This is a genomic window from Pararhodobacter aggregans, assembly GCF_003075525.1.
In the GTDB taxonomy this organism is placed as follows: domain Bacteria; phylum Pseudomonadota; class Alphaproteobacteria; order Rhodobacterales; family Rhodobacteraceae; genus Pararhodobacter; species Pararhodobacter aggregans.
In genome coordinates this window covers 19,731-42,547 of record NZ_QDDR01000002.1, presented here as the reverse complement: position 1 = coordinate 42,547, position 22,817 = coordinate 19,731, and the positions used below count along the sequence as shown (strand labels likewise).

Sequence of the window (22,817 nt, the reverse complement as noted above, 5' to 3'; positions counted from 1 at the left end):
CTTCACCCTACGCGAACTGGAGAGAAGACCATGTACAAACACATCATCGTCGCCGTCGACCTCAGCCATGGCGAAGCCGGCAAGGCCCTGATCGACAAGGCCGTTCAACTGCTGGATGCGGGCGGCGTGATCCGGCTGCTGCACGTTCTGGAAGATGTGCCGAGCTATATCGCCGCCGAACTGCCCCGCGACCTGAACGACCGCCGCCAGGCCGAGGCAAGGGTCGAGCTGGGCCTTCTGGCCGATGGCGTCAGCGCCGATGTCCAGTCCGAGATCCGCACCGGCGCCCCGGCCAGCCAGATCCTGCAATGCGCCGACGATACCGGCGCCGATCTCATCATGATCGCCTCGCACCGCCCGGGCTTGAGCGATTACTTCATCGGCTCGACCGCCGCCCGCGTGGTGCGCCACGCGCAATGCTCGGTGCTGATCTCGCGCTGAGGCTCAGCGGAAGTGAATGTTGAACCGGCTGCGGATCGCCAGATCCGTGGCCGGGTCGATCTGGCTGGGCGCCTGGGCCAGCAGGTCCGCGACCCGCTTCTGCGCCGCGTCCAGCAGCAGGGGCCGCCCGGCCTCGTTCCATTCCTTGGGGCTCATCCGGTTGCCCAGCGCCGGATAGATGTATTCGGTCTGCATCAGCTTCAGCGTCTGATCGGAGCCGAGGTAATGGCCCGCTCCGCCCAGACAGACCTCCTTCATCACCTCGAGGCTGACGGAATCCTCGGTCACGTCGATGCCCCGCACGCAGCGCAGGGCCTGCCCCAGCAGATCATCGCCCAGCACCAGCGATTCAAAGCTGAATCCCAGCAGCGAGGCATGCATCCCCACCGCCTCGTAGCACAGGTTCAGCCCGGCGAGCCCGGCCAGGACGTTGGTGATCCCCTGCTCCCAGCCCGCCTGCATGTCCGGCAGCTTGCTGTCCGAGATGCCGCTCGCCGCGCCGCCCGGCAGGCCATAGAAACGGTGCATCTGCGCGCAGCCGGCGGTCAGCAGGGCCTGTTCGGCGCTGCCGCCCGACATGGCGCCGGTCCTGAGATCGCTGACAAAGGGCCAGGTGCCGAAGATCGCCGGATGCCCGGGCGCGATCGCGTTCACATAGACCACGCCCGCCAGACACTCCGCCACCGCCTGCACGATGGTCGCCGCGATGGGCGCGGGGCTGGTGGCGCCCGCCTGCCCCGCTGACAGCAGCAGCACCGGCATGCCCGCCCGGATGCAGGCCTCCATGGTGATGCAGCTTTCCTCGGCGAATTTCATCGGCGGCACGACGAAGCAATTGGAATTGCTGACGAAAGGCCGGGCGCGCCAGGCCTCCTCGCCCCCCGCCACCAGGTGCAGCAGGTCGAAACACCCCGCCACATGCGACGGGTCGCTGAACGAGGTGCCGACATGCTTGGTCGTCCCCGCCAGCGCGCCGTAGAGCGTGTTGATATCCATGTCGAAATTGTCGGTCACATCGCGACAGACGCAGATCCGCTGGAAGAAATGCACATTGTCCAGATGATGGACGATGCGCGCCGCGTCATGCAGGTCCTGCGCGGTCGACTCGCGGTAATCCAGGGTCTCCAGATCGACCACATGCACCGCCGCCCCCGCCGTGCCGTAATGCACCCGCGTGCCCTCCAGATGCAGATCGTGCCTCGGGTCGCGGCCATGCAGGGTGATCCCCCGCGCCGCCTTGGCCAGCATGTCCTCGACCAGCGCGCGGGGATAGCGAAGCCGCCCGTCCTCCCCCAGCACCGCCCCGGCGCGGGTCATAGCCTCGATGCCCGAGGCGGGCGCATTGGCCAGCCCCACCACCTCCAGCGCCTCCAGCGCCGCCTGATGGATGCGCAGCACGGCCGCCTCGCTCAGCGGCGCATATTGCCCGCCCGGCAGGCCCGCCCTGACCGGCCGCTTGCCCTCTTCCAGCGGCGCCGAGCGCAGGGCGACCCGCGCGCCCCGCCCCCCGCTCCGCCGCGCCTTCACCGGAGCACAGACTTCCTCGTCCATCTTTGTTCTCCAAATATCCACGGGGGGTGTCCAGAGGGGGGAGCGTGCTCCCCCCTCTGGGCAGGGGGTCCGGGGGGCGGCAGCCCCCCGGCCTTCGTCACATCCGAACGCGCAACGCCTTCGGGTCATACATCGGGCTCAGCGAGGCCCGGGCAGGCACCCGCCGCCCCGCCACGTCGATCTCGAACACGCCGTCGAAACCGCCTTCCACCGGCACATAGCCCATCGCCACGGAGCCCCCGAGGCTATGGCCGTAATTGCCCGAGGTGACGGTGCCGACGATCGCGCCATCGCACCAGATCGGCTCGTTGTGCCAGGCCATGGCTTCGGGGTCCTGCAGCAGGAACTGGACCATCCGCCGCTCAAGCCCCGCCTCGCGCTTGCGAAGGACCGCGTCGCGGCCGATGAAATCGCCCTTTTCGGGCTTCACCGCAAAGCCGAGGCCCGCTTCCAGCACATGATCCTCGTCGGTGATGTCATGGCCCCAGTGGCGGAAGCCCTTCTCGATCCGACAGCTGTCCAGCGCGTGCAGCCCGCAGAGGGTGATCCCGGGCGCGGCCTCCATCAGGCTTTCGAAGACATGCGCCGCCTGATCGGTTGGCACATAAAGCTCCCAGCCCAGCTCGCCCACATAGGAAACCCGATGCGCGCGGCCGAGGCCCATGCCCAGCTCGATCTCCTGCGCCGTGCCATAGGGGAAAGCCGCGTTATCGAGCGCGGCGGGCGTGATCCCGGCCAGCGCCTCACGCGCCTTGGGCCCCATCAGGCACAGCACCGCCTCGCCCGCCGTGACATCCGTCACCACTGCGAAAGCCTCACCCAGATGCCGCCTGAGCCAGGCCAGATCCCGTTGCAGCGTCGCCCCCGGCACCACCAGCAGGAAGGCGGTGTCCGTGAGCCGCGTCACCGTCAGATCGCTCTCGATCCCGCCCCGCGCGTTCAGCATCTGCGTGTAGACGATCCGCCCCGGCGCCACGTCCATGTCGTTGGCGCAGACGCGTTGCAGGAAGGCGCAGGCATCCCGCCCCTCGACCCGTATCTTGCCGAACGAGGTCATGTCGAACAGACCCACGGCGTTGCGGACGGCCAGATGCTCGGCCCTCTGGTTCCCGAACCAGTTCTGCCGCCCCCAGGCATAGCGGTATTCGCGCTCTTGCCCCGGGGCGGCGAACCAGTTCGCGCGTTCCCAACCCGCAACTTCCCCGAACACCGCGCCCCGCGCCTTCAGCGCCTCGTGCAGGGGCGAGCGGCGGACGCCCCGCGAGGTGACCACCTGCCGGAACGGAAAGTGATCGGCGTAAAGCAGGCCCAGCGTCTCCGTCACCCGCTCCCTCAGATAGCGGCGGTTCTTCTGGAAGGGCTGGGCGCGGCGGATATCGACCTCCCAGAGGTCAAAAGGCGCCTCGCCCTCGGTCATCCAGGCGGCCAGCGCCATGCCCGCGCCGCCCGAGGAGACGATGCCTACGGAATTATACCCCGCCGCGACCCAGTAATTCCCTAGCTCAGGCGCGGGGCCCAGGTAATAGCGGTCATCGGGGGTGAAACTCTCGGGCCCGTTGAAGAAGGTGTGGATACCGGCATTCTGGAACAGCGGCATCCGGTTCATGGCCTGCGCCAGGATCGGCTCGAAATGCTCGAAATCCTCGGGCAGGCTGTCGAAGCAGAAATCCTCGGGGATGCCGCCCATGCCCCAGGGCTTGGCCTTGGGTTCGAAGGCGCCGAGCATCATCTTGCCGGCGTCCTCCTTGTAATAGGCGCATTCGTCGGGGACGCGCAGGACGGGCAGCCGGCCTAGCCCCTCGATCGGTTCGGTCACCAGATAGAAATGTTCCGCCGCGTGCAGGGGCAGCGTGACGCCCGATTGCGCGGCCAGATCCCGGCCCCACATGCCGCCGCAATTCACCACATGCTCGCAGGCGATGGTGCCGGGGCCCTCCGGCCCCTCATAGGCGACGCCCGTGACCCGGGCACCGTCGTCCAGCACGCGCGTGACCTTGACGCCCTCATGGATCTGCGCGCCGCGCATCCGCGCACCCTTGGCCAGCGCCATGGCGATGTTCGCCGGGTCGCATTGGCCGTCCAGGGGCAGATGCACCGCCCCCACCACGTCGCCCACGTTCAGATGCGGGTACATCGCCTTGACCTCGGAGGGGCTGATCTCGGTCACGTCCACGTCGAAGGCCCGGGCCAGCGCCGCCTGACGATAGAGTTCCTCCCGCCGCGCCTCGGTCAGCGCCACGGAGATGGAGCCGGTCTGGCGCATCCCCGTGGCGATCCCGGTTTCGGCTTCCAGCTTCACGTAAAGATCCGCCGAATAGCGCGCGAGCCGGGTCATGTTGCGCGAGCCGCGCAGCTGGCCGATCAGCCCCGCCGCGTGCCAGGTGGTGCCGCTGGTCAGTTGCTTACGCTCCAGAAGCACGATGTCGGTCCATCCGGCCTTGGCCAGATGATAGGCAACCGAGCAGCCGGAGACCCCGCCCCCGATGATGACAACGCGCGCGTGGCTGGGCAGCATCTGGGACCTCAGCGGATTGGGTGGCCGGCCGCACGTAAGCGGCGGGCGAGTTCGGCGATATGGGCGGGCCCCGTCTCGCAGCAGCCGCCGACCAGCGTGGCGCCCTGCCCGACCCAGCCCATGGCGAAATCGGCATAGCGTTCGGGGGTCAGTTCCGGGCGGTTGCTCAGCGCGTCGACCGTGGCATTGTCCTTGAGGAAATCCGAGGTGATCTGCTGGAAGCCGTTGGCATAGGCGCCGAAGGGCTTGCCGAAGGATCTGAGCAGCGGCATAGCCTGATCCATCGCCTCGGGCGCCGAGCAATTGGCCAGCACCGCGTCCACGCCCTTGAGCAGCGGCGCGAGGTCGGCGAGGTTTTCGCCCGAGCGCAGGAGGGTCCCGTCGCGATCCTCGACCGTCACCGACAGCCAGAGCGGTGTGTCCGGCGCGCCTTGCTTTGCGCCCTCGATCAGCGACCGGGCATGGTCGAGGGACGCCACGGTTTCCCCGATCAACAGGTCCACGCGGGGCGCCATGATGGCCGCCACCTCGGCGTATTTCGCCACGGCCTCGGGGTGCGGCGGCAGGGTTTCCGGCCGGTAGGAGGCGACGAGCGGGCCCATGGAACCGGCAAGCAGGCCCCTGGCTGCCTTGGCGCGGGCCGCTTCGGCCTCGGACAGCGCGGCCTCGTAGAAGTCGAGGAAGCGGTGGTCGAGGCCGAATTTCAGGAACCGGTCGTGGTGCAGGGCGTAGGTGTTGGTGGTGGCGAGGCTGGCACCGGCGGCGAAGTAATCGTCATGCACGGCCTGCACCATGCCCGGATGGTCGATCATGACCCGCGTGGCCCAGAGCGGCGTCGGCTGGTCGCCGGCGCGGTGGATCAGTTCCTGGCCCATGCCGCCGTCGAGGAGGGTAATCTCGGAAGGCGGGGGGGCTGCTCGCCCTGAGTCATCGGAAGACGGGGGGGCTGCTCGCCCCCCCGGGCCCCCCTCGCCAAAGGGGGAGTACACTCCCCCTTTGGAAACCCCCGTGCGTATTTCGGGCAAAGTGATCATGAGCGGAGCCTTTCATTCGACGCGTCCCAGAGCGGACCCGCCCCTTCTACCCGCGCCTTGTAGCGGCTGCCGTAGATTTCGACCTCAAGGGCGGTGCCGGGGGCGATGTATTCGCGGCGCAGGGTGGCCAGCGCCACGCAGGCGCCGGTCCGGTAGCCCCAGGCGGCCGAGGTGACCTCGCCGACGATCCGGTCGCCGGCCCAGACATTGGCCATGTAGGGCGGGTCGAAATCGGGGGCGTCGACGGTGAGCATGGTGAAGGCTTTGGCCGGGCCCTGCTGGCGCTCGCGTTCCAGCGCGGGCTTGCCGGGGAAGTCCTTCGACCAGTCGATGAAGCGGTCGAGCCCGCCCTCCAGCAGCGAATAATCGGTGGAGAGGTCGCCCTTCCAGGCCCGGTAGCCCTTCTCGATCCTGAGCGAATTCAGGGCCTTCATGCCGAAGGGCACCGCCCCTTGCGCGAGGATCGCGTCGTAGATCGTGGGCGCATCGGCGCGGTCGCAATGCACCTCCCACCCCAGTTCTCCGGCGAAGGAGACGCGGATCAGCGCCACGTCCTTGCCCGCGACCTTCGCCTGATACTGGACCGAGAGCCAGGGCAGCGACAGGTCGCCTTGGGTGATCGGGGCGAGGATCTCGCGCGCTGTCGGGCCGGTGACGATGAAGCAATGGATCTTGTCGGACCAGTCTTCCAGCACCACGCCCTCGGGCAGGTTCCGGCGCAAGAGATCCGCGTCGTGGCTTTGCGCCACGGCCGCCGTGATCACGCCGATATCCTCGTCGCTGAAGGGCAGCGCCGTCATTTCGGTGACGATCCGCCCGCGGTCGTCGGCGAAATAGAGGAGGCCGGTGCGCCCCGGCGCCGGAATGCGCGAGGCGGTGAGACTGTCGAGATGCGCCCGCGCCCCGGGACCGGCGAGCCGGAGCCGGGTGAAGCCGGGCAGGTCCAGTACGCCGCAACCGTCGCGCACCGCCTCGCATTCCGCCCGGATGCGCGCCTGCCAGGGGCCGTCGCGGCGGAAGGTCTGCGTCGCCTGCCACGACGTGTCATCGCCGGGCTGCGCGAAATATTCCGCCCGTTCCCAGCCGTTGTAGGGGGCGAATTGCGCGCCCAGCGCCTTCAGCCGGTCATGGACCGGCGAGAGCTTGCGGTCGGACGCAGCGGGCCAGCGCGCCATCGGGAAATGGATGGCGTATTCGTGGCCATAGACCTCCATCCCCTTGGCGACACAATAGTCGGAATCCTCCCAGCCGGTGAAGCGGCGCGGGTCGCAGGACCACATGTCCCATTCCGTGCCGCCCTCGGTCACCCATTCGGCCAACACCTTGCCCGCACCGCCCGCCTGGCAGATGCCGAAGGTGAAGACGCAGGCCTCAAACGCATTGGGCACGCCCGGCATCGGGCCGATCAGGGGATTGCCATCGGGCGTGTAGGGGATCGGGCCGTTGATGACCTTCTGGAGGTTGGCCTTTTCCAGGAGCGGCACCCGGGCCATAGCGTCGTTGATATGCCATTCCAGCCGCTCCAGATCGTCGGGATAGAGCTGGAAGCTGAAATCCTCGGGCATCGGGTCGTCGGGACTGGCCCAATGGGCCCGGCAAGGGTTCTCGTAGGGGCCGAGGTTGAAGCCCATCTTCTCCTGCCGGAGGTAATAGGAACTGTCGACATCGCGCAGAAGCGGCAGCTTGCGGCCGCTTTCCTTCGTCCATTGCTCCAGCTCGGGGATCGTGTCGAACAGCAGGTACTGGTGGCTCATCACCATCATCGGCACGCGGCGGCCGAACATCGCGCCGACGCGCCCGGCGTAATAGCCGCCCGCGTTCACCACGAATTCGCAGCGCACCTCGCCCTTCGGCGTCTCCAGCACCCATTCGCCCTGCTCGCGCCGGGCGCCGGTGACCGGCCGGAACCGCTCGATCCGCGCGCCCAGCTGGCGGGCGCCCGCGGCCAGCGCCTGGGTCAGCTGCGCCGGGTCGATATCGCCGTCATAGGGATCGTAGAGCGCGCCCTTGAGGTCATGGAGTTCCAGGAACGGGTATTTGGCGCGGATCTCACCGGGCGAAAGCGTCTCCAGATCCATCCCCTGGGTGCGACCCATGCCGACCACCTTCTGGAATTCGCGCATCCGCTCGTCGCTGTGACCGAGGCGCACGGAGCCGGTGACGTGGTAGTTCATCGGGTAATCGACCGCCGCGCCGAGGCCCCGGTAAAGCCCCGCCGAATAGCGCTGCATGTTCATGATCGACCAGGAGGACGAGAAGGTCGGCACATTGCCCGCCGCGTGCCAGGTCGAGCCCGCGGTCAGCTCGTTGCGTTCCAGAAGCAGACAATCGGTCCAGCCCCTGAGCGCCAGATGGTAGAGCGCCGAGGCCCCGACCGCCCCGCCCCCGATGATGACCACACGCGCTGTTTCGACCATGACCCGCCTCCGCTTGCCCTCCATTTGAGCGCAGCGGCGGGCCCAGAGCAATTCGCCTCTCTGAGCCGAATTGATCGGATTCTCCGATCAGGCGGAGGGAGCGCGGCTCATTTGTAGACGTTGACACAGAATGTAGCCTCGACTACATTCTCCTCGACATCAACGGAGAATCCCATGCGCACTGGCCTTGCTGCCCTCACCCTTGCCCTCGGCCTCGCCACCCCCGCGGCGGCGCAGCCAGTGCTGCTGGCGACGATCGGCATGATCGGTGACCCGGCGCAGCGGATGGCGGGCGACTGCGTCCGGGTCGAGGTGCTGATCGGCCCCGGCCTCGACCCGCATCTCTATCAGGCGCGGCCCTCCGACATCGCCAGATTGCGCGAGGCCGACCGGATCGTCGCGCTGGGGCTGGGGCTGGAGGGGCGGCTCGGCTCGGTGCTGGAACGGGTCGGCGCGGCGGTTCTGGGCGCCAGCGTCCCGGAGGACAGGCTCCTCACCCATGGCGAGGCGCCCGATCCGCATATCTGGATGGACCCCGCGCTCTGGGCCACGACCTTTCCGGCGCTGGCCGAGGTGCTGACCGCGATGGCACCCGAGTGCGCCGACAGCATCGCCCGGGGCCGCGACGCCGAGATGGCGCGGGCGGCGGCGCTCGATTCCTGGGCGGCCGAGGCGCTGGATTCGATCCCGGCCGAACAGCGGATCCTGCTGACCGCGCATGACGCCTTCCAGTATTTCTCGCACCGCTACGGGCTGGAGAATGCGGCGATCCAGGGGATTTCCACGGAAAGCGAACCCTCCATCGCCGACATCGACGCCACCGCCGACCTCGCCGCCGCCCGGCAGGTGCCCGCAGCCTTCATCGAGACCACGCTCAACCCCCGCGCCGTCCGCGCCCTGGTCGAGGCGGCGGCTTCAAAAGGCCACAGGCTCGAAATCGGCGGCTCGCTCTATTCCGACGCCCTGGGCGAGGCGGGATCGGGGGCCGAGACCTGGCCCGGGATGATCGTGGCCAATGTGACGACCATCACCGAGGCGCTGGGGGGCAATGTGCCGCCCGTGCCGGGCGAGGTATTGCCGTAGGCCAAACCGGGGGACTGCCGTCCCCCGGACCCCCTGCCCAAAGGGGGGCACGCCCCCCTTTGGAAACCCCGTGGATAGTTGAGGAACGAAGATGCCCTTCTTTGTTCTGCAAATATCCTCGGGGGGCGGGCTCGGCACGAGCCCGGCGGGGGGCAGACGGCCCCCCGCGCGGCGCGGGGGCCCTCAATGGGGCCCCGCGCCGCGGGCTCCGTCAGCCGATCACCTCGAACCGGTCCACATCGACCAGGCCGAAATCGGTGATCTTCAGATGCGGGATCACCGGCAGCGCCACGAAGGCGAGTTGCAGGAAGGGCTCCTCCAGCTCGACCCCCAGCGACCGCGCGGCCTGGCGCAGCTCGACCAGCCGGTCGCGGACGTGCTCGAAGGGTTCCAGCGACATCAGCCCTGCCACCGGCAGGGCCAGTTCCGCCAGCACCTTCCCGCCCTCGACCACGACGAACCCGCCCTCGATCTGGCCCAGCCGTTCGGCCGCCAGCTTCATGTCGGCGTAGTCGGCCCCCACCACGGCGATGTTGTGGTGGTCGTGGCAGACGGTCGAGGCAATCGCGCCGCGTTTCAGGGCGAAGCCCCGCACGAAGCCGTTGGCGATGTTGCCGTTCTTGCCGTGCCGCTCGATCACCGTGATCCGGGCCAGGTCCTGCGAGGGATCGGGCCGCTTGTCGCCATCCGTCGCCGGCACCGTCAGCCGCAGGTGTTCGGTCAGGATCTTGCCGGGCCAGATCCCGATCACCGGCGTCTCGGGGTTGTTCGAGGCGTAGCGGAAGCTTTCGACGCTCAGGGGCGGGACGTGGACCGAGGCGCGGGCCACCGGCGCGATGATCTCCCGGGCGGCGAAGGCCTCGTCCGAGGCCAGAACGCCGCCGCAGAACACCATCTCGGCGCGGCATTGGGCCGGGTCGTCCAGCACGACGATATCGGCGCGCTTGCCCGGGGCGATCTGGCCGCGGTCCTTCAGCCCGAAGGCCTCGGCAGCGCTGAGCGACGCCGCGCGGTAAACCGAGAGCGGATCGCAGCCCTTCTCGATCAGGCGGCGGATCATGTAGTCGAGGTGGCCGTGTTCGGCGATATCCAGCGGGTTCCGGTCGTCGGTGCAGAGGCACAGATAGGCCGAGGTCACCGGGGTCAGGATCTCGGCCAGCGCTTCGAGATCCTTGCTGACGGAGCCCTCGCGGATCAGCACCCGCATGCCCTTCTGCAGCTTCTCGGTGGCTTCCGCGGCCGAGGTGCTCTCATGCTCCGTCCGGATGCCCGCCGAAATATAGGCGTTCAGGTCCTTGCCGCGCAGCAAGGGCGAATGGCCGTCGATATGCCGCCCCTCGAAGGCCCTGAGCTTCGCCATGCAGCCCGGATCGCGGTGGATCACGCCCGGGTAGTTCATGAATTCCGCGAGGCCGATGACCCGGGGGTGGTCGGCCAGCGGCGCCAGATCCGCGGCTTCCAGCACCGCGCCCGAGGTCTCCATATGCGTCGACGGCACGCAGGAGGACAGGTTCACGCGGATGTCCATGACCGTGCGCGCCGAGGCCTCCAGAAAATAGCGGATGCCGGTCAGACCGCAGACATTGGCGATCTCGTGCGGGTCGCAGATCGCCGTCGTCACGCCGCGCGGCAGCACGCAGCGGTCGAATTCATAGGGGGTGATGCAGGAGCTTTCGATATGCAGATGCGTGTCGATGAAGCCGGGGACCAGCAGCTTGCCGGTCACATCGACCTCGCGCTTGCCCGTGTATTCCGCGCCGATGCCGACGATCCGGTCACCGCAGATGGCGACGTCGCCGGGGATCTTCGCCCCCGTCACCATGTCCCAGACAACGCCGCCCTTCAGCACGAGGTCGGCGGGTTCGTCCCCCCTGCCCTGGGCGATGCGGGTCTCCAGGCTCACGAGAGCCTCCGCAGCCGCTCGATCAGCGAGGACGTGTCCCAGCGCCCGCCGCCCATCTGCTGCACGTCCTTGTAGAACTGGTCGACGAGCGCGGTCATCGGCAGCGGCGCGCCGATTTCATCGGCGGTCTGCAGGCAGATGCCCAGATCCTTGCGCATCCAGTCCACCGCGAAGCCGTAGTCGAATTTGCCGTCCAGCATCGTCGCATGGCGGTTGTTCATCTGCCAGGACCCCGCCGCGCCGCCCGAGATGACCTCGACCACCGCCTTGCCGTCCATCCCGGCCTTCTCGCCAAAGCGCAACGCTTCGGAGAGGCCCTGCACCAGCCCGGCGATGCAGATCTGGTTCATCATCTTGGCGATCTGGCCCGCGCCCGACTCGCCCAGCCGCTTCACCGTACGGCCGTAGGCCTGCATCACCGGCTCGGCGGCGGTGTAATCGGCCTCGGTCCCGCCGCACATGATCGAGAGGACCCCGTTCTCGGCCCCCGCCTGCCCGCCCGAAACCGGCGCATCGACAAAGCCCAGCCCCAGCGCGGCGGCCTCGGCCGACAGGGCCAGGGTGATGCCCGAGGAGACGGTGGTGTGATCAACGAAGATCGCGCCCTTGCCCATGCCGGCAAAGGCGCCGTCGTCGCCCCGGCAGACCCCGGCCAGATCGGCGTCGTTGCCGACGCAGGCCATGACGAAATCCTGGCCCCCGGCCGCCTCGCGCGGGGTCTTGGCGGCCCGGCCGCCATGGGTCGCGACCCAGGCCTCGGCCTTGGCGAAGGTGCGGTTGTAGACGGTCACCTCATGCCCCGCCTTGACCAGATGTCCCGCCATCGGGGCGCCCATGACCCCCAAGCCCAGAAATGCCACCTTGGCCATGTCGTCCCCTCGCTGCCGCTGGTTTGAATTGCGCTTGCGCGCCCGAGGTCATAGGAAACGAACCTGCATCCGAGGTCAACACGACGAGGCTCCCCGCCATGCTCACCCTCTTCCGCTGGCTTCTGCGGATCGCCACGGCGCTGGTGGTCCTGTCGGTCGTGGTCGTCGTCGGCGTCTATTATTTCCTGTCGCGCTCGCTGCCCGATTATGACGCCACCTGGCAGGTGCGCGGCGTCTCGGGCACGGTCGAGATCGCGCGGAACACCTGGGCGGTGCCGCATGTTTTCGGCCCGACGGATGCGGATGTGTTCTTTGGCCTGGGCTTTGCCCATGCCCAGGACCGGCTCTGGCAGATGACCATCCTGCGCCGCACCGTGCAGGGGCGCCTGAGCGAGGTCTTCGGCGAGCGGACGGTCAGGACCGACGAGCTGATGCGGCGCCTCGACCTTTACACGCTGGCGCAGGAATCGGTGGCGGTGCAGGACAACGACACGCTGAATGCGCTCGATGCCTATGCCCGCGGCGTCAATGCCTGGATCAACCTGGTGAACGAGCGCGCGCTGGGCCGCGGCGCGCCGGAATATTTCCTGTTCCCCGGTGAGATCGGCCTCTGGCAGCCCGCGGATTCCATCGCCATCGTCAAGCTGATGGCGGTGCAGCTGTCCGGCCATCTGGAGAACGAGGTCCGCCGCGCCCGCCTTTCCGCGCTGATCGGCGAGGAGCGGACGGTCGATCTGATGCCCGGCGATCCCTCGGCCGGGATGGCGGCGCTGCCCGATTTCGCCAGCCTCTTCCCGGGCCTCACCGATACGCAGCTGGCCATGGCCCCCTCGGTCCCCGGAGAGGCCCCGGGCGAGGCGCTTTCGCCCTTCAATTCCATCGAGATGGCGGGCGCCTCGAACGCCTGGGCGGCGGGGGTGCTCAGATCGGCCAACGGCGGGACGCTTTTGGCCAATGACCCGCACCTGCCCTTCGCCGCGCCGTCGATCTGGTATCTGGCGCGACTGGACCTGACCTCGGGCGCGGTCACCGGCGGCACGATCCCCGGGATCCCGGTGGTGCTGGTCGGCCGGTCCGAGGCCCTGGGCTGGGGCCTGACCACCGCCTATCTGGACGATCAGGACCTGTTCCTTGAGGAATTGAACCCCGAGAACCCGCAGGAATACCGCACGCCGGACGGCTGGACGGCGTTCGAGACCCGGCGCTCGATCATCACCGTGGCCGACAGCGACCCGGTGACCATCACCCTGCGCTGGTCGGAAAACGGCCCGATCCTGCCCGGTACGCATTACTCGCTGGCCGCGGTCACGCCTCCCGGCCATGTCGCGGCGCTGTCCTGGACGGCGCTGGCGGGCGACGACACCTCGTTGAGCGCGGCCATCGGGCTGATGCGGGCGCAGAATGTGGACGAGGCCATCGCCACGATGGAGCGATACGTCGCCCCGGCGCAGAACCTGACGCTGATCGACCGCGAGCATATCGCCATGCAGATGATCGGCCGCATGCCCCGGCGCGATGCCGCCAGCCCGACGCGCGGCATGATGCCCGCCCCGGGCGCCGATCCGGCGGCGCGCTGGGACGGGTTCTTCCCCTACGAATCGAACCCGCGTTTCGTCGATCCCGAGACCGGGCTCTTGGGCAATACCAACAACAAGCCGCTCGACCGGCCCTTCCCGCTGCATGTCAGCTTCAACTGGGGCGATACGGTACGCATCCAGCGCTGGGTGCGGCTGATGCGCCAGCGCTCGGTCCATACCCGCGAAAGCTTCATCGAGGCGCAGCTCGATACCGTCAGCCAGGCCGCACGCCTGCTGCTGCCGCTGGTCGGCGCCGAACTCTGGTTCCAGGGCGAGCCCGCCCAGCCCGGCACCTCCGAATCGCAGCGGCAACTGGCCCTGCAACTCCTCGCCGACTGGAACGGCGAGATGTCCGAGCATCTGCCCGAACCGCTGATCTATGCCGCCTGGATGCGCGAGCTGCAATTCCGGCTGATCCGCGACGAGCTCGGCCCCTCGGTCGACATGTTCACGCATATGGAGCCCGAATTCCTGGAACGGGTGTTCCGCAACACCGATGGCGCCGGGGTCTGGTGCGACGTGGTGCAATCGGCGGTGGTGGAAACCTGCGTCGACATCGCCCGCACGGCAATGGACGCGGCGCTGCTGGACCTCACGCGGACCTATGGCCCGGCCATCGAAAGCTGGCGCTGGGGCGACGCGCATCAGGCGACGCATGACCATCCGGTGCTGGGCGATGTGCCGATCCTGCGGCATTTCGTGAACATCCGGCAATCGACCTCGGGCGGGGATCACACGCTGATGCGCGGCCGTACCGCCGGCGGGCCGCCCGGCACGCGCGAACCGTTCCTCAACGTCCACGGCGCGGGCTATCGCGGCGTCTATGACATGGCCGACCCCGAGGCGAGCGTGTTCATCATCTCGACCGGCGAGAGCGGGCACCCGCTCAGCCGCCATTACGACGACCTCGGCGTCCTGTGGCGGCGGGGCGAATATATCCCGATGACGCTGGACCCCGATCTGGCCCGCGCGGGCGGCGTCGGGATCACCCGCCTTGAACCCCGGCAATGACAGGGGCATATAGAGGCCCATGGCCGCCGAGAATACTCCGATGATCTACGAGACCCGCGCCGAATGGATGGATGCAGCCCGCAAACGCGTGCTGCTGTTCGGCATGTCGGGTCTGGGCAAGACGCGGATCTCCTCGATCCTGCGGGACGGCGGCTGGTTCCATTACTCGATCGATTACCGGATCGGCACCCGCTACATGGGCGAGGCCATCGCCGACAATTTCAAGCGCGAGGCGATGAAGGTTCCGCTGTTGCGCGAATTGCTGCTGTCGGATTCGGTGCGCATCGCGTCGAACATCACCTTCGACAATCTGGCGCCGCTGAGCACCTATCTGGGCAAACCGGGCGATCCGGCGCTGGGGGGCCTGCCCTTCGACGAATACCGCCACCGCCAGAACCAGCACCGCGAGGCCGAGATCGCCGCGCTGCTGGACACGCCGCATTTCATCGACCGCGCGCATGACCTTTATGGCTATGACAATTTCGTCTGCGATTCCGGTGGCTCGATCTGCGAGGTGGTGAACCCCGACAGCCGCACCGACCCGGTGCTGAGCGTGCTCTCGCGCCACGCGCTGATGGTCTGGATCGAAGGGTCGGAGGCGCATACCGCCGACCTGATCCGCCGCTTCGACAAGGCACCGAAGCCGATGTATTACCGGCCGGAGTTCCTGCTGGAGTGCTGGCACGCCTATCTGAGCGAAACGGGCCGAATGCCCGGGGCGGTGGACCCGGACGCCTTCGTGCGCTGGACCTACGCCCGCGCGCTGGCACATCGCCAGCCCCGCTACGCGGCGATGGCAGCCAATTGGGGGCTCAGGGTCGCCGCCGACGAGATCGCCCGCGTCCAGACTCCCGGGGACTTCCGGGAGCTGATCGGCGCGGCACTGGACAAGCGCGCCTCGCAGGCGGCCTGACCGGGACATCCCGGGCCGCCTTTCTGCTGAAAATTCGACGGATTTTTCCGATGCCCATCACCCTGCCCGCCAACCTGCCCGCCTATGACGTCCTCTCGCGCGAGGGCGTCATGGTCATGTCGGACACCCGCGCCGCCCGACAGGACATCCGCCAGATCAAGATCGGCCTTCTCAACCTGATGCCGAAGAAGATCCAGACCGAGAACCAGTTCGCCCGGCTGATCGGCGCAACGCCCCTGCAGATCGACTTCCGCCTGATCCGCATGTCCGAGCATCAGACCAAGAACACCGCCGCCGAGCACATGGAAGAGTTCTACAAACCCTTCCAGGAGGTGAAGGACGAGAAATTCGACGGCCTCATCATCACCGGCGCCCCCATCGAGCACCTGCCCTTCGAGGAGGTGACCTATTGGGACGAGCTCTGCGAGGTCTTCGACTGGACCCAGACCAACGTCCATTCCACCTTCGGCGTCTGCTGGGGGGGTATGGCGATGATCAACCATTTCCACGGCGTGCCGAAACACAGCCTCGACGCCAAGGCCTTCGGCTGCATCCGGCACAGCAATTGCGCCCCGGCCTCGCCCTATCTGCGCGGCTTCTCGGACGATCTGGTGATGCCGGTCAGCCGCTGGACCGAACTCAGACGCGACGAGATCAAGGCCAGCCCCGGGCTGGAGATCCTGCTCGACAGCCCGGAAACCGGCCCGGCGCTGGTCGAGGATGCGGGCCATCGCGCGCTCTATATCTTCAACCATTTCGAGTATGACTCGGGCACGCTGAAGGAAGAATACGACCGCGACGTGGAAGCGGGCAAAACCATCAACGTGCCGGTGAACTATTACCCCGAGAACGACCCGACCCGCCCGCCGACCAACCGCTGGCGCAGCCATGCGCATCTGCTTTACGGCAATTGGATCAACGAGATCTACCAGACCACGCCCTTCGACATGGCGGAGATCGGCACTTCCTGAGGCGGGAGGGGTTTCGCCCTCCTCCCCCGCTGCCGCGGGCTCGTCGGGCGACCAGCGGCGCCGCGTTCCGCGGCGCCGTGTGGCGGGGGGCGCCGCCCCCCGCGCCCCCTGCCAAAGGGGGTTTTCCACCCCCTTTGGAAACCCCCGAGGATATTTTCAGAACAAAGATGGGACAGGCCGGGTTGCGGTCGGGGCGCGGCTCTGTAGACTGCCGCCCCTGTCTGTGCATAGCAAAAGCGCATGGCGGAACCGCTGGGAGGGAGCATGGATCATCGGGTCAGGCTGCGCCATCTGCGGCATTTTCTGGAGATCGCCCGCACCAAGTCGATGACGCGGGCCGCCGAGGCGCTGCATACCGTGCAGCCCGCCCTCTCGCGCAGCCTGAGCGAGCTGGAGGCGGATCTGGGCAAGCCGCTCTTTCACCGCACGCCGCAGGGGATGATGCTGACGCCCGCCGGGCTCGACTTCTATCAAAGCGTGGCGGGGCCGATGTCGATGATCGACGAGGGCATCGCCCGGGCCCGGGGCGTGCCCGAACGACAGGTGGTGCGGGTGGCGATGGCACCGGCCATCACCCGTCTGCTGGGCGTGCAGGCGGTCTGCGCCTTTGTCGAGGCCTATCCCGAGGTGCATGTGGTGACCGAGGCGCGCTCCTATTCCGAGGCGGTGGGGCGGTTGCATGAAGGCGAGATCGACTTCGCCGTCGGGCGGCTGCTGGATCCCAAGGCGCTGGGCGGCCTGTCCTATGAGCAGCTCTTTTCCGAACCCATCATCTTCAGCGCCCGAGCCGGGCATCCGCTGGCCGGGCGGCGCGGCCTGACCCTGGAAGACATCGACGAGTATCTGGTGATCGGCCCCGAGGCCAAGGCGATCATCTGGACCGAGATCGACAAATTCCTGATGAAGCACGGGCGGCCGCGGTTCCGGCGGTTGCTGGAATCCTCGTCCTACGAATTCTCGCGCTCGATGGTGCGGCTGACGGATGGCATCGCCTGCCTGTCGCTCAGCATCGTCCGGCCCGAGCTGGAGAGCGGCGAATTCGTCCGCCTCGACCTCAATGTCGATGAGCTGATCGGCTCGGTCGGCGTGACCTATCGCTCGGGCACGCGGCATTCGCCGATGGTGCGGGCGCTGTTCGATCTGTTCCGCCAGAAGGCGCGCGAGCTCTACCCATAACGATGCTGATATGATGCGGCGGGAATTTCTATTTCCCAAACGCCGCCCCGCGCCGCAGTCTGGGCCCCGGGAGAGAGGGGTGCGCGGCGCGTGAGGCGGGCGGCTGCCTCGACGACGGGAGGCGCTGCGGATGGCGAGAGCCAAAAACGTTCTGTTCATCATGTTCGACCAGCTGAGGCGGGATTACCTGTCCTGCTATGGCCATCCGCATCTGAAGACGCCGCATATCGACCGGCTGGCCGCCAAGGGCGTGCGCTTCGACCGGGCCTATATCCAGGCGCCGATCTGCGGCGCCTCGCGCATGTCGACTTATACCGGGCGCTATGTGAACAGCCATGGGGCGGGCTGGAACAACATCCCGCTCAGGGTGGGCGAGCCGACCATGGGCGACCATCTGCGCAAGGCGGGGATGAGCTGCTGGCTGGTCGGCAAGACGCATATGGCGGCCGATACCGAGGGGATGGAGCGTCTGGGCCTGTCCCGCGGCACGACCATCGGCGACCGGGTGGCCGAATGCGGCTTCGACGTCTGGGAACGCGACGACGGCATGCGCCCCGAGGGGCCGGACGGGCTTTATGATCCGAACGGGGCGCAGGCCTATAACGCCTATCTGCGCGCCAAGGGCTATGGCGGCGACAACCCCTGGCACGACCACGCCAATTCGGCCATCGACGCCGAGGGCAATGTGCTGTCGGGCTGGTTCATGGAAAACAGCCCCCGCCCCGCCAATATCGCCGAAGAGGACAGCGAGACCCCCTACATGATGCGCCGCGGCATGGAATTCATGGAGCAGGCCGAGGGGCCCTGGTGCTGCCATCTGAGCCTTATCAAGCCGCATTGGCCCTATATCGCGCCCGAGCCCTATGCCGGGATGTACGGGCCCGCCGATTTCCTGCCGGTGAACCGGACCCAGGCCGAATTCGACGCCGCGCATCCGGTGCTGAAGGCGGCGATGACCAATCCGGTGAGCCTGACCTTCGCCCGGACCGAGGTGCGCGAGGCGGTGCTGGGCGCCTATATGGGCCTCGTCAAGCAGATCGACGACCAGATCGGCGTGCTGCTCGACTGGCTGGAGCGGACCGGGAGGATGGCGGACACGATGATCGTGCTGACCTCGGACCATGGCGATTTCCTGGGCGATCACTGGCTGGGCGAGAAGAGCTTCTTCTTCGACGCCTCGACCCGGGTGCCGCTGATCGTCTATGACCCCTCGCCCGAGGCCGACGCCACCCGGGGCACGGTTTCGGACGCGCTGGTCGAACAGATCGACGTGGTGCCGACCTTCTACGCCGTGGCCGGGGGCGACCCCGAGGAGATAGGCCATATCGCCGAGGGCCATTCGCTGCTGCCCATCCTGCATGGCGAGAGGACCGAGCAGCCGCGCCAGATCGCGATCTGCGAATACGATTATTCGGCGACGCCGCTCAGGGGGCGGCTGGGCGTCTCGGTCGAGGATGCGCGCTGCTTCATGGCGGCCTCGAAGCGCTGGAAGCTGATGCATTTCGAGGGCGGCTTCCGGCCGATGCTCTTCGATCTGGAGAATGACCCCGAGGAGCAGCACGATCTGGGCGACAGCCCCGAACACGCCGGGATCCGCGAGGAGATGTACGGCCATCTCCACGCCTGGTTCCGCCGCTGCGACCAGCGGATCACCAAGTCGCGCCGCGACCTGGCCGCGATCAGCGCCAAGATCGGGCGGCGGGGCGTGGCGACCGGCATCTACGCCGAATCCGAGGCCGACCCCGAGAGGGTCGTGAAATACCGGGGCCGCAAGGCGCAGCCCTGGCAGGACATCGTGAAGAACCAGAGCACTACCTGATCGCAGGACCCCGCCACCGTGCCTGAGGAGGGGTGCGGCGGTGGTTACCATCAAGGGAGAGAGAGAATGACGCATTCGTTCCTGAAATCGACGGCGCTGGCCCTGGTCGTCACGCTGGCGGCGGGGGCTGCCGGTGCGCAGGTCAACCTGACCATGGCCACCGCCAGCCCCGGCAGCATGGTGCATGTCACCACCCATCACCTGGCCCGGGTTGCGGGCCAGCGCGGCGTCGCCTCCCTGCAGGTGGCCGATGGCCAGACCCTGACCAACACGGTCCTCGACGTGGCCGAGGGGCGCATGGACATCTCGGAATCGCCGATGATCCTGCCCTTCATGCTGTCGCGCGGCATGGGGCCCTATTCCTCGGTCGAGAACGGGGCCGAGGTCGCCTCGAGGCTCCGCGCGCTCTATCCTTTCAACGCGGGCGCCTTCAACGTCTACAGCCTGACCAGCAGCGGTATCGAAAGCTGGGAGGATCTGCGCGGGCACACGGTCTTCAACGGCCCGCCCCGGGGCGCGGCGCTGACCAATGCCCGTCAGGCGGTGACGCTGGCCACCGGGATGGAGGACGGACCCGATTACACCGGCTTTCAGGCCAATTGGGGCCAGATCAACGCCATGATGACCGACGGCTCGGTCGATGCCTTCGTCTTTCCGACCAACCATCCGTCGGACCGGATCATCCTGATGCAGGCGGCGGGCGACGTGAACATCGTCTCGGTGCCGCAGGACGTCTTCGAGAGCGAGGCCTTCCAGCGCATCTTCCAGGTGCCGGGCAATATCCCGATCGAATGGAATTTCGCCGACTTCGGCTATGACGATCACGTGCATCTGCTGGGCTCGGAGGACGGGATCCTGCGTGGCATGGGCACGGCCTTTGCCACCGTGGTGAACGCCGCCATGGACGAACAGCTGGCCTATGACCTGACCTCGGCGCATATCGAGACACTGGACGAGCTGCGCGCCTCGGCGCCGCAGGCGCCCAGCGCCAACCATGGCGATCTGGACCCGGTGCGCTCGGGCTTTTGCGGCAACAACCAGCTGCGCTACCACCCCGGCGCGATCCGCGCCTGGGAGGATCACGGCTATACCGTGCCCGATTGCGCGCGTCCCGAATAACCGCACGCCCCTCCCTTGCCCTGCCCCGGCGGTGCCTGGCGCCGCCGGGGAGCCTCCCATCTTCTTGAGGATCGCGCGATGGCCGACCCGACCGACGAAACCGCCGCCCCGCCCCGGGATCTGGGCATGCGGCTGGCCCTGATCCTGGGCTTCCTGCTGGTGTGTCTGGGCATGCTCAACAGCATGCCCGCCATCCCCGGGCTGCAGGATCTGGTCAATGCCGTTACCGGGATCGAGGGCCTGCCGATCCGGCGGTTCAGCTACGAATACCTGTTCCCGCTGGCCTTCATCGTCATGATGGTCATCGTCGTCGGCCGCCATTCGCAATGGCGCCATTACCGCGACCGGGGCGCGCGGCTCAGGGCCTTTGGCCTCTTCATGGACGCGGCGCTGCTGGTCATGGCCGTCACCGTCGCCCTCTCCTACCTGATCGAGATCGACTCGGTCTGCCTGATCGACCAGTTCACCGGCGAACGCGCCCGCCTCATCGCCCGGGCGCTGGAGCGCGAGGTCGAATTCGCCACGATGATGGGCCTGCCGGTGCCGACCTCGGTCGAGGATCCCGAATGCGTGCAGAACCTCGGCGTCTGGATCTTTCTGGTGGTGGGCCTCGGTGTCAGCACCTTCCTGGCCTATAACATCCGGGTCTGGGGCCTGCCGCTGGTCGCCGTCGCCATCGCCATCACCGCCTATACGATGATTACCATCGCGGTCTGGTACTTCTCGGGCCCCGATCACAACCGCTATCTGGTCACCCTGCTGGGGGGCGAGCCGCGGACGCTCTGGGACGGGCGGCCCAACGTCAAGGACGTGCTGGTCAACAATGCCCAGGGGCTGCTGGGCCAGTTCATGAACATCCTTCTGAACACGGTCTTTCCCTATATCGTGCTGGGCAACCTGTTCGGGGTCTCGGCCGGGGGGCAAGCCCTCATCAAGCTCGCCTTCCTCGCCACGCGGCGCCTGCGGGGCGGACCGGCGCATGCCGCCATCGTCTCCTCGGCGCTTTTCGGCACGATCTCGGGCGGGCCGGTGGTCAATGTGCTGTCCACCGGCGTCCTGACCATCCCGATGATGCTGCGCCGGGGCTTCAGCAAGGTCTTCGCCGGCGGGGTCGAGGCCGCGGCCTCGTCCGGCGGGCAGATCATGCCGCCGGTGATGGGCGTCGCCGCCTTCGTGCTGGCGACGATGACCGCCGTGCCCTATTCGCAGGTCATCATCGCCGCGGTGATCCCGGCGGTGGCCTATTTCGGCGCGCTCTTCATCTCGGTGGTGTTCCAGGCCCGCAAGCAGGGCATCCAGGCCCAGGGCGAGGTGACCGAGGACATGCGCCTCACCCGCCGCGACTATGCCAATCTAGTGATGATCTTCGCCCCGGTCGGGCTGATCCTGTTCCTGCTCATCACGCCCAAGGACGCCATCGGCTGCGGCCCGATCACCGCCTTCTTCGGCACCGTGGCCAGCTGGAACGGCAACAATTGCCGCATCGAGCATCTGCCCTGGTTCTTCGAACTGGTACGCAACTCGGCCGGGGATGCGGGCTCGGCCGGCTGGTGGGCGGCGGCGCTGCTGATGGTGCTGTTCTTCATCGACCCCGAGATCCGCCGCCAGCCCGGCCGTCTGGTCACCGCCCTGTCCGAAGCGGGCGTGCTGGTCGCCACGCTGTACCTGATGTTCCTCGCCGTCTCGGTCATCGACTTCTGCCTGAACCTGACCGGCCTCTCCAGCTACATCGCCCGCGATGCGACCTATCTGCTGGCCGATTTCGGCGGCAGCATCGGCCACAACCGGGTGTTCCTGTTCGCCGCGCTGCTGGTGACCATGCTGCTGGCGATCCTCTTGGGCATGGGGATGCCGACGGTGCCCGCCTATCTCAACGTGGCACTTCTGATGGGGCCGCTGCTGGCGGGGCTCGGCATCGCCAAGTTCACGGCGCATATGTTCATCTTCTACTTCGCCGTGGCCTCGGCCATCACGCCGCCGGTGGCCATCGCCGCTTTCGCCGCCGCCTCGATCACCAAGGCCGATCCGATGATGACCGGGATCTCGGCGGTGCGCTCGGGGATCGTGATGTTCGTGATCCCCTTCGTCTTTGCCTTCTACCCCGAACTTCTGCTGATCCAGCCGGCGCTGATCGACCCGAACTCGGCCACCGGCGCGCTGCTGCCGGGCTATGACGGGGGCATCCACGGGCCGACGCTGGCCTGGCTCTGCGCCCGGATCGCGCTGGCGCTCTACCTCCTGGGCAGCGTGCTGGCGCAATTCGACCGGCGGGCGCTGTCCCTGCCCGAGATGGCGCTCAGGCTACTGCTGGCGGTGCTGATCGTCACCAGCTGGCCAATGGTCGCCCTGCCCGCGATCGGCGCCACGGCGCTGCTGCTCTGGTGGCACGGGCGCGGGGCGCCGGCGCTGGCCTGAAAC

15 protein-coding genes are annotated in these 22,817 nt (G+C 67.7%); 9 read left to right on the top strand and 6 right to left on the bottom strand.

Annotated features, from left to right (window positions below; all coding sequences use genetic code 11):
• The first annotated feature begins 30 nt into the window (after positions 1 to 30).
• A complete protein-coding gene (locus DDE23_RS04275) occupies positions 31 to 441 on the top strand; it encodes a universal stress protein (protein ID WP_107750815.1) in 411 nt (136 codons plus the stop codon).
• A gap of 3 nt (positions 442 to 444) precedes the next feature.
• Here the strand turns inward: DDE23_RS04275 and DDE23_RS04270 are convergent, their stop codons facing one another.
• The 4 genes from DDE23_RS04270 to DDE23_RS04255 all read right to left on the bottom strand — a co-directional run bounded on the left by DDE23_RS04270 (position 445) and on the right by DDE23_RS04255 (position 7,958).
• The gene (locus tag DDE23_RS04270; RefSeq protein WP_107750816.1) at positions 445 to 1,992 is read right to left on the bottom strand and encodes a trimethylamine methyltransferase family protein; all 1,548 of its coding nucleotides are present in this window, start codon (positions 1,990 to 1,992) and stop codon (positions 445 to 447) included.
• Positions 1,993 to 2,089: 97 nt separating this feature from the next.
• On the bottom strand, positions 2,090 to 4,507 hold the full coding sequence (locus DDE23_RS04265; protein ID WP_170121788.1) for a GcvT family protein: 2,418 nt from the start codon (positions 4,505 to 4,507) through the stop codon (positions 2,090 to 2,092).
• 8 nt (positions 4,508 to 4,515) lie between these two features.
• The gene (locus DDE23_RS04260; RefSeq protein ID WP_272947869.1) at positions 4,516 to 5,403 is read right to left on the bottom strand and encodes a homocysteine S-methyltransferase family protein; all 888 of its coding nucleotides are present in this window, start codon (positions 5,401 to 5,403) and stop codon (positions 4,516 to 4,518) included.
• Between the two features lie 134 nt (positions 5,404 to 5,537).
• The gene (locus DDE23_RS04255) at positions 5,538 to 7,958 is read right to left on the bottom strand and encodes a GcvT family protein (RefSeq protein WP_107750818.1); all 2,421 of its coding nucleotides are present in this window, start codon (positions 7,956 to 7,958) and stop codon (positions 5,538 to 5,540) included.
• Positions 7,959 to 8,132: 174 nt separating this feature from the next.
• On the opposite strand from DDE23_RS04255, the gene DDE23_RS04250 reads away from it, so the two are divergent.
• Positions 8,133 to 9,041 (top strand): metal ABC transporter solute-binding protein, Zn/Mn family, encoded by a 909-nt coding sequence (locus tag DDE23_RS04250; RefSeq protein ID WP_107750819.1) that lies wholly within the window; start codon positions 8,133 to 8,135, stop codon positions 9,039 to 9,041.
• A 211-nt stretch (positions 9,042 to 9,252) separates the two neighbouring features.
• Here the strand turns inward: DDE23_RS04250 and ade are convergent, their stop codons facing one another.
• Positions 9,253 to 10,944, bottom strand: a complete 1,692-nt coding sequence (gene ade / locus DDE23_RS04245; protein WP_238149897.1) for an adenine deaminase — start codon at positions 10,942 to 10,944, stop codon at positions 9,253 to 9,255.
• The gene (locus tag DDE23_RS04240) at positions 10,941 to 11,813 is read right to left on the bottom strand and encodes an NAD(P)-dependent oxidoreductase (protein ID WP_107750820.1); all 873 of its coding nucleotides are present in this window, start codon (positions 11,811 to 11,813) and stop codon (positions 10,941 to 10,943) included. The genes ade and DDE23_RS04240 overlap by 4 nt, the downstream gene beginning before the upstream one ends.
• A gap of 98 nt (positions 11,814 to 11,911) precedes the next feature.
• On the opposite strand from DDE23_RS04240, the gene DDE23_RS04235 reads away from it, so the two are divergent.
• From DDE23_RS04235 to DDE23_RS04205, 7 genes are all read left to right on the top strand, one after another.
• On the top strand, positions 11,912 to 14,401 hold the full coding sequence (locus DDE23_RS04235) for a penicillin acylase family protein (RefSeq protein ID WP_107750821.1): 2,490 nt from the start codon (positions 11,912 to 11,914) through the stop codon (positions 14,399 to 14,401).
• 40 nt (positions 14,402 to 14,441) lie between these two features.
• The gene (locus DDE23_RS04230) at positions 14,442 to 15,314 is read left to right on the top strand and encodes an ATPase (RefSeq protein ID WP_107750876.1); all 873 of its coding nucleotides are present in this window, start codon (positions 14,442 to 14,444) and stop codon (positions 15,312 to 15,314) included.
• 50 nt (positions 15,315 to 15,364) lie between these two features.
• Positions 15,365 to 16,285 (top strand): homoserine O-acetyltransferase MetA, encoded by a 921-nt coding sequence (gene metA / locus DDE23_RS04225; RefSeq protein ID WP_107750822.1) that lies wholly within the window; start codon positions 15,365 to 15,367, stop codon positions 16,283 to 16,285.
• 264 nt (positions 16,286 to 16,549) lie between these two features.
• Positions 16,550 to 17,461 (top strand): LysR substrate-binding domain-containing protein, encoded by a 912-nt coding sequence (locus DDE23_RS04220; RefSeq protein ID WP_170121789.1) that lies wholly within the window; start codon positions 16,550 to 16,552, stop codon positions 17,459 to 17,461.
• Positions 17,462 to 17,591: 130 nt separating this feature from the next.
• On the top strand, positions 17,592 to 19,280 hold the full coding sequence (locus DDE23_RS04215) for a sulfatase-like hydrolase/transferase (protein WP_107750824.1): 1,689 nt from the start codon (positions 17,592 to 17,594) through the stop codon (positions 19,278 to 19,280).
• A 66-nt stretch (positions 19,281 to 19,346) separates the two neighbouring features.
• On the top strand, positions 19,347 to 20,399 hold the full coding sequence (locus DDE23_RS04210) for a TAXI family TRAP transporter solute-binding subunit (RefSeq protein ID WP_107750825.1): 1,053 nt from the start codon (positions 19,347 to 19,349) through the stop codon (positions 20,397 to 20,399).
• A gap of 78 nt (positions 20,400 to 20,477) precedes the next feature.
• The gene (locus DDE23_RS04205) at positions 20,478 to 22,814 is read left to right on the top strand and encodes a TRAP transporter permease (RefSeq protein WP_238149896.1); all 2,337 of its coding nucleotides are present in this window, start codon (positions 20,478 to 20,480) and stop codon (positions 22,812 to 22,814) included.
• The last annotated feature ends 3 nt before the right edge of the window (positions 22,815 to 22,817 follow it).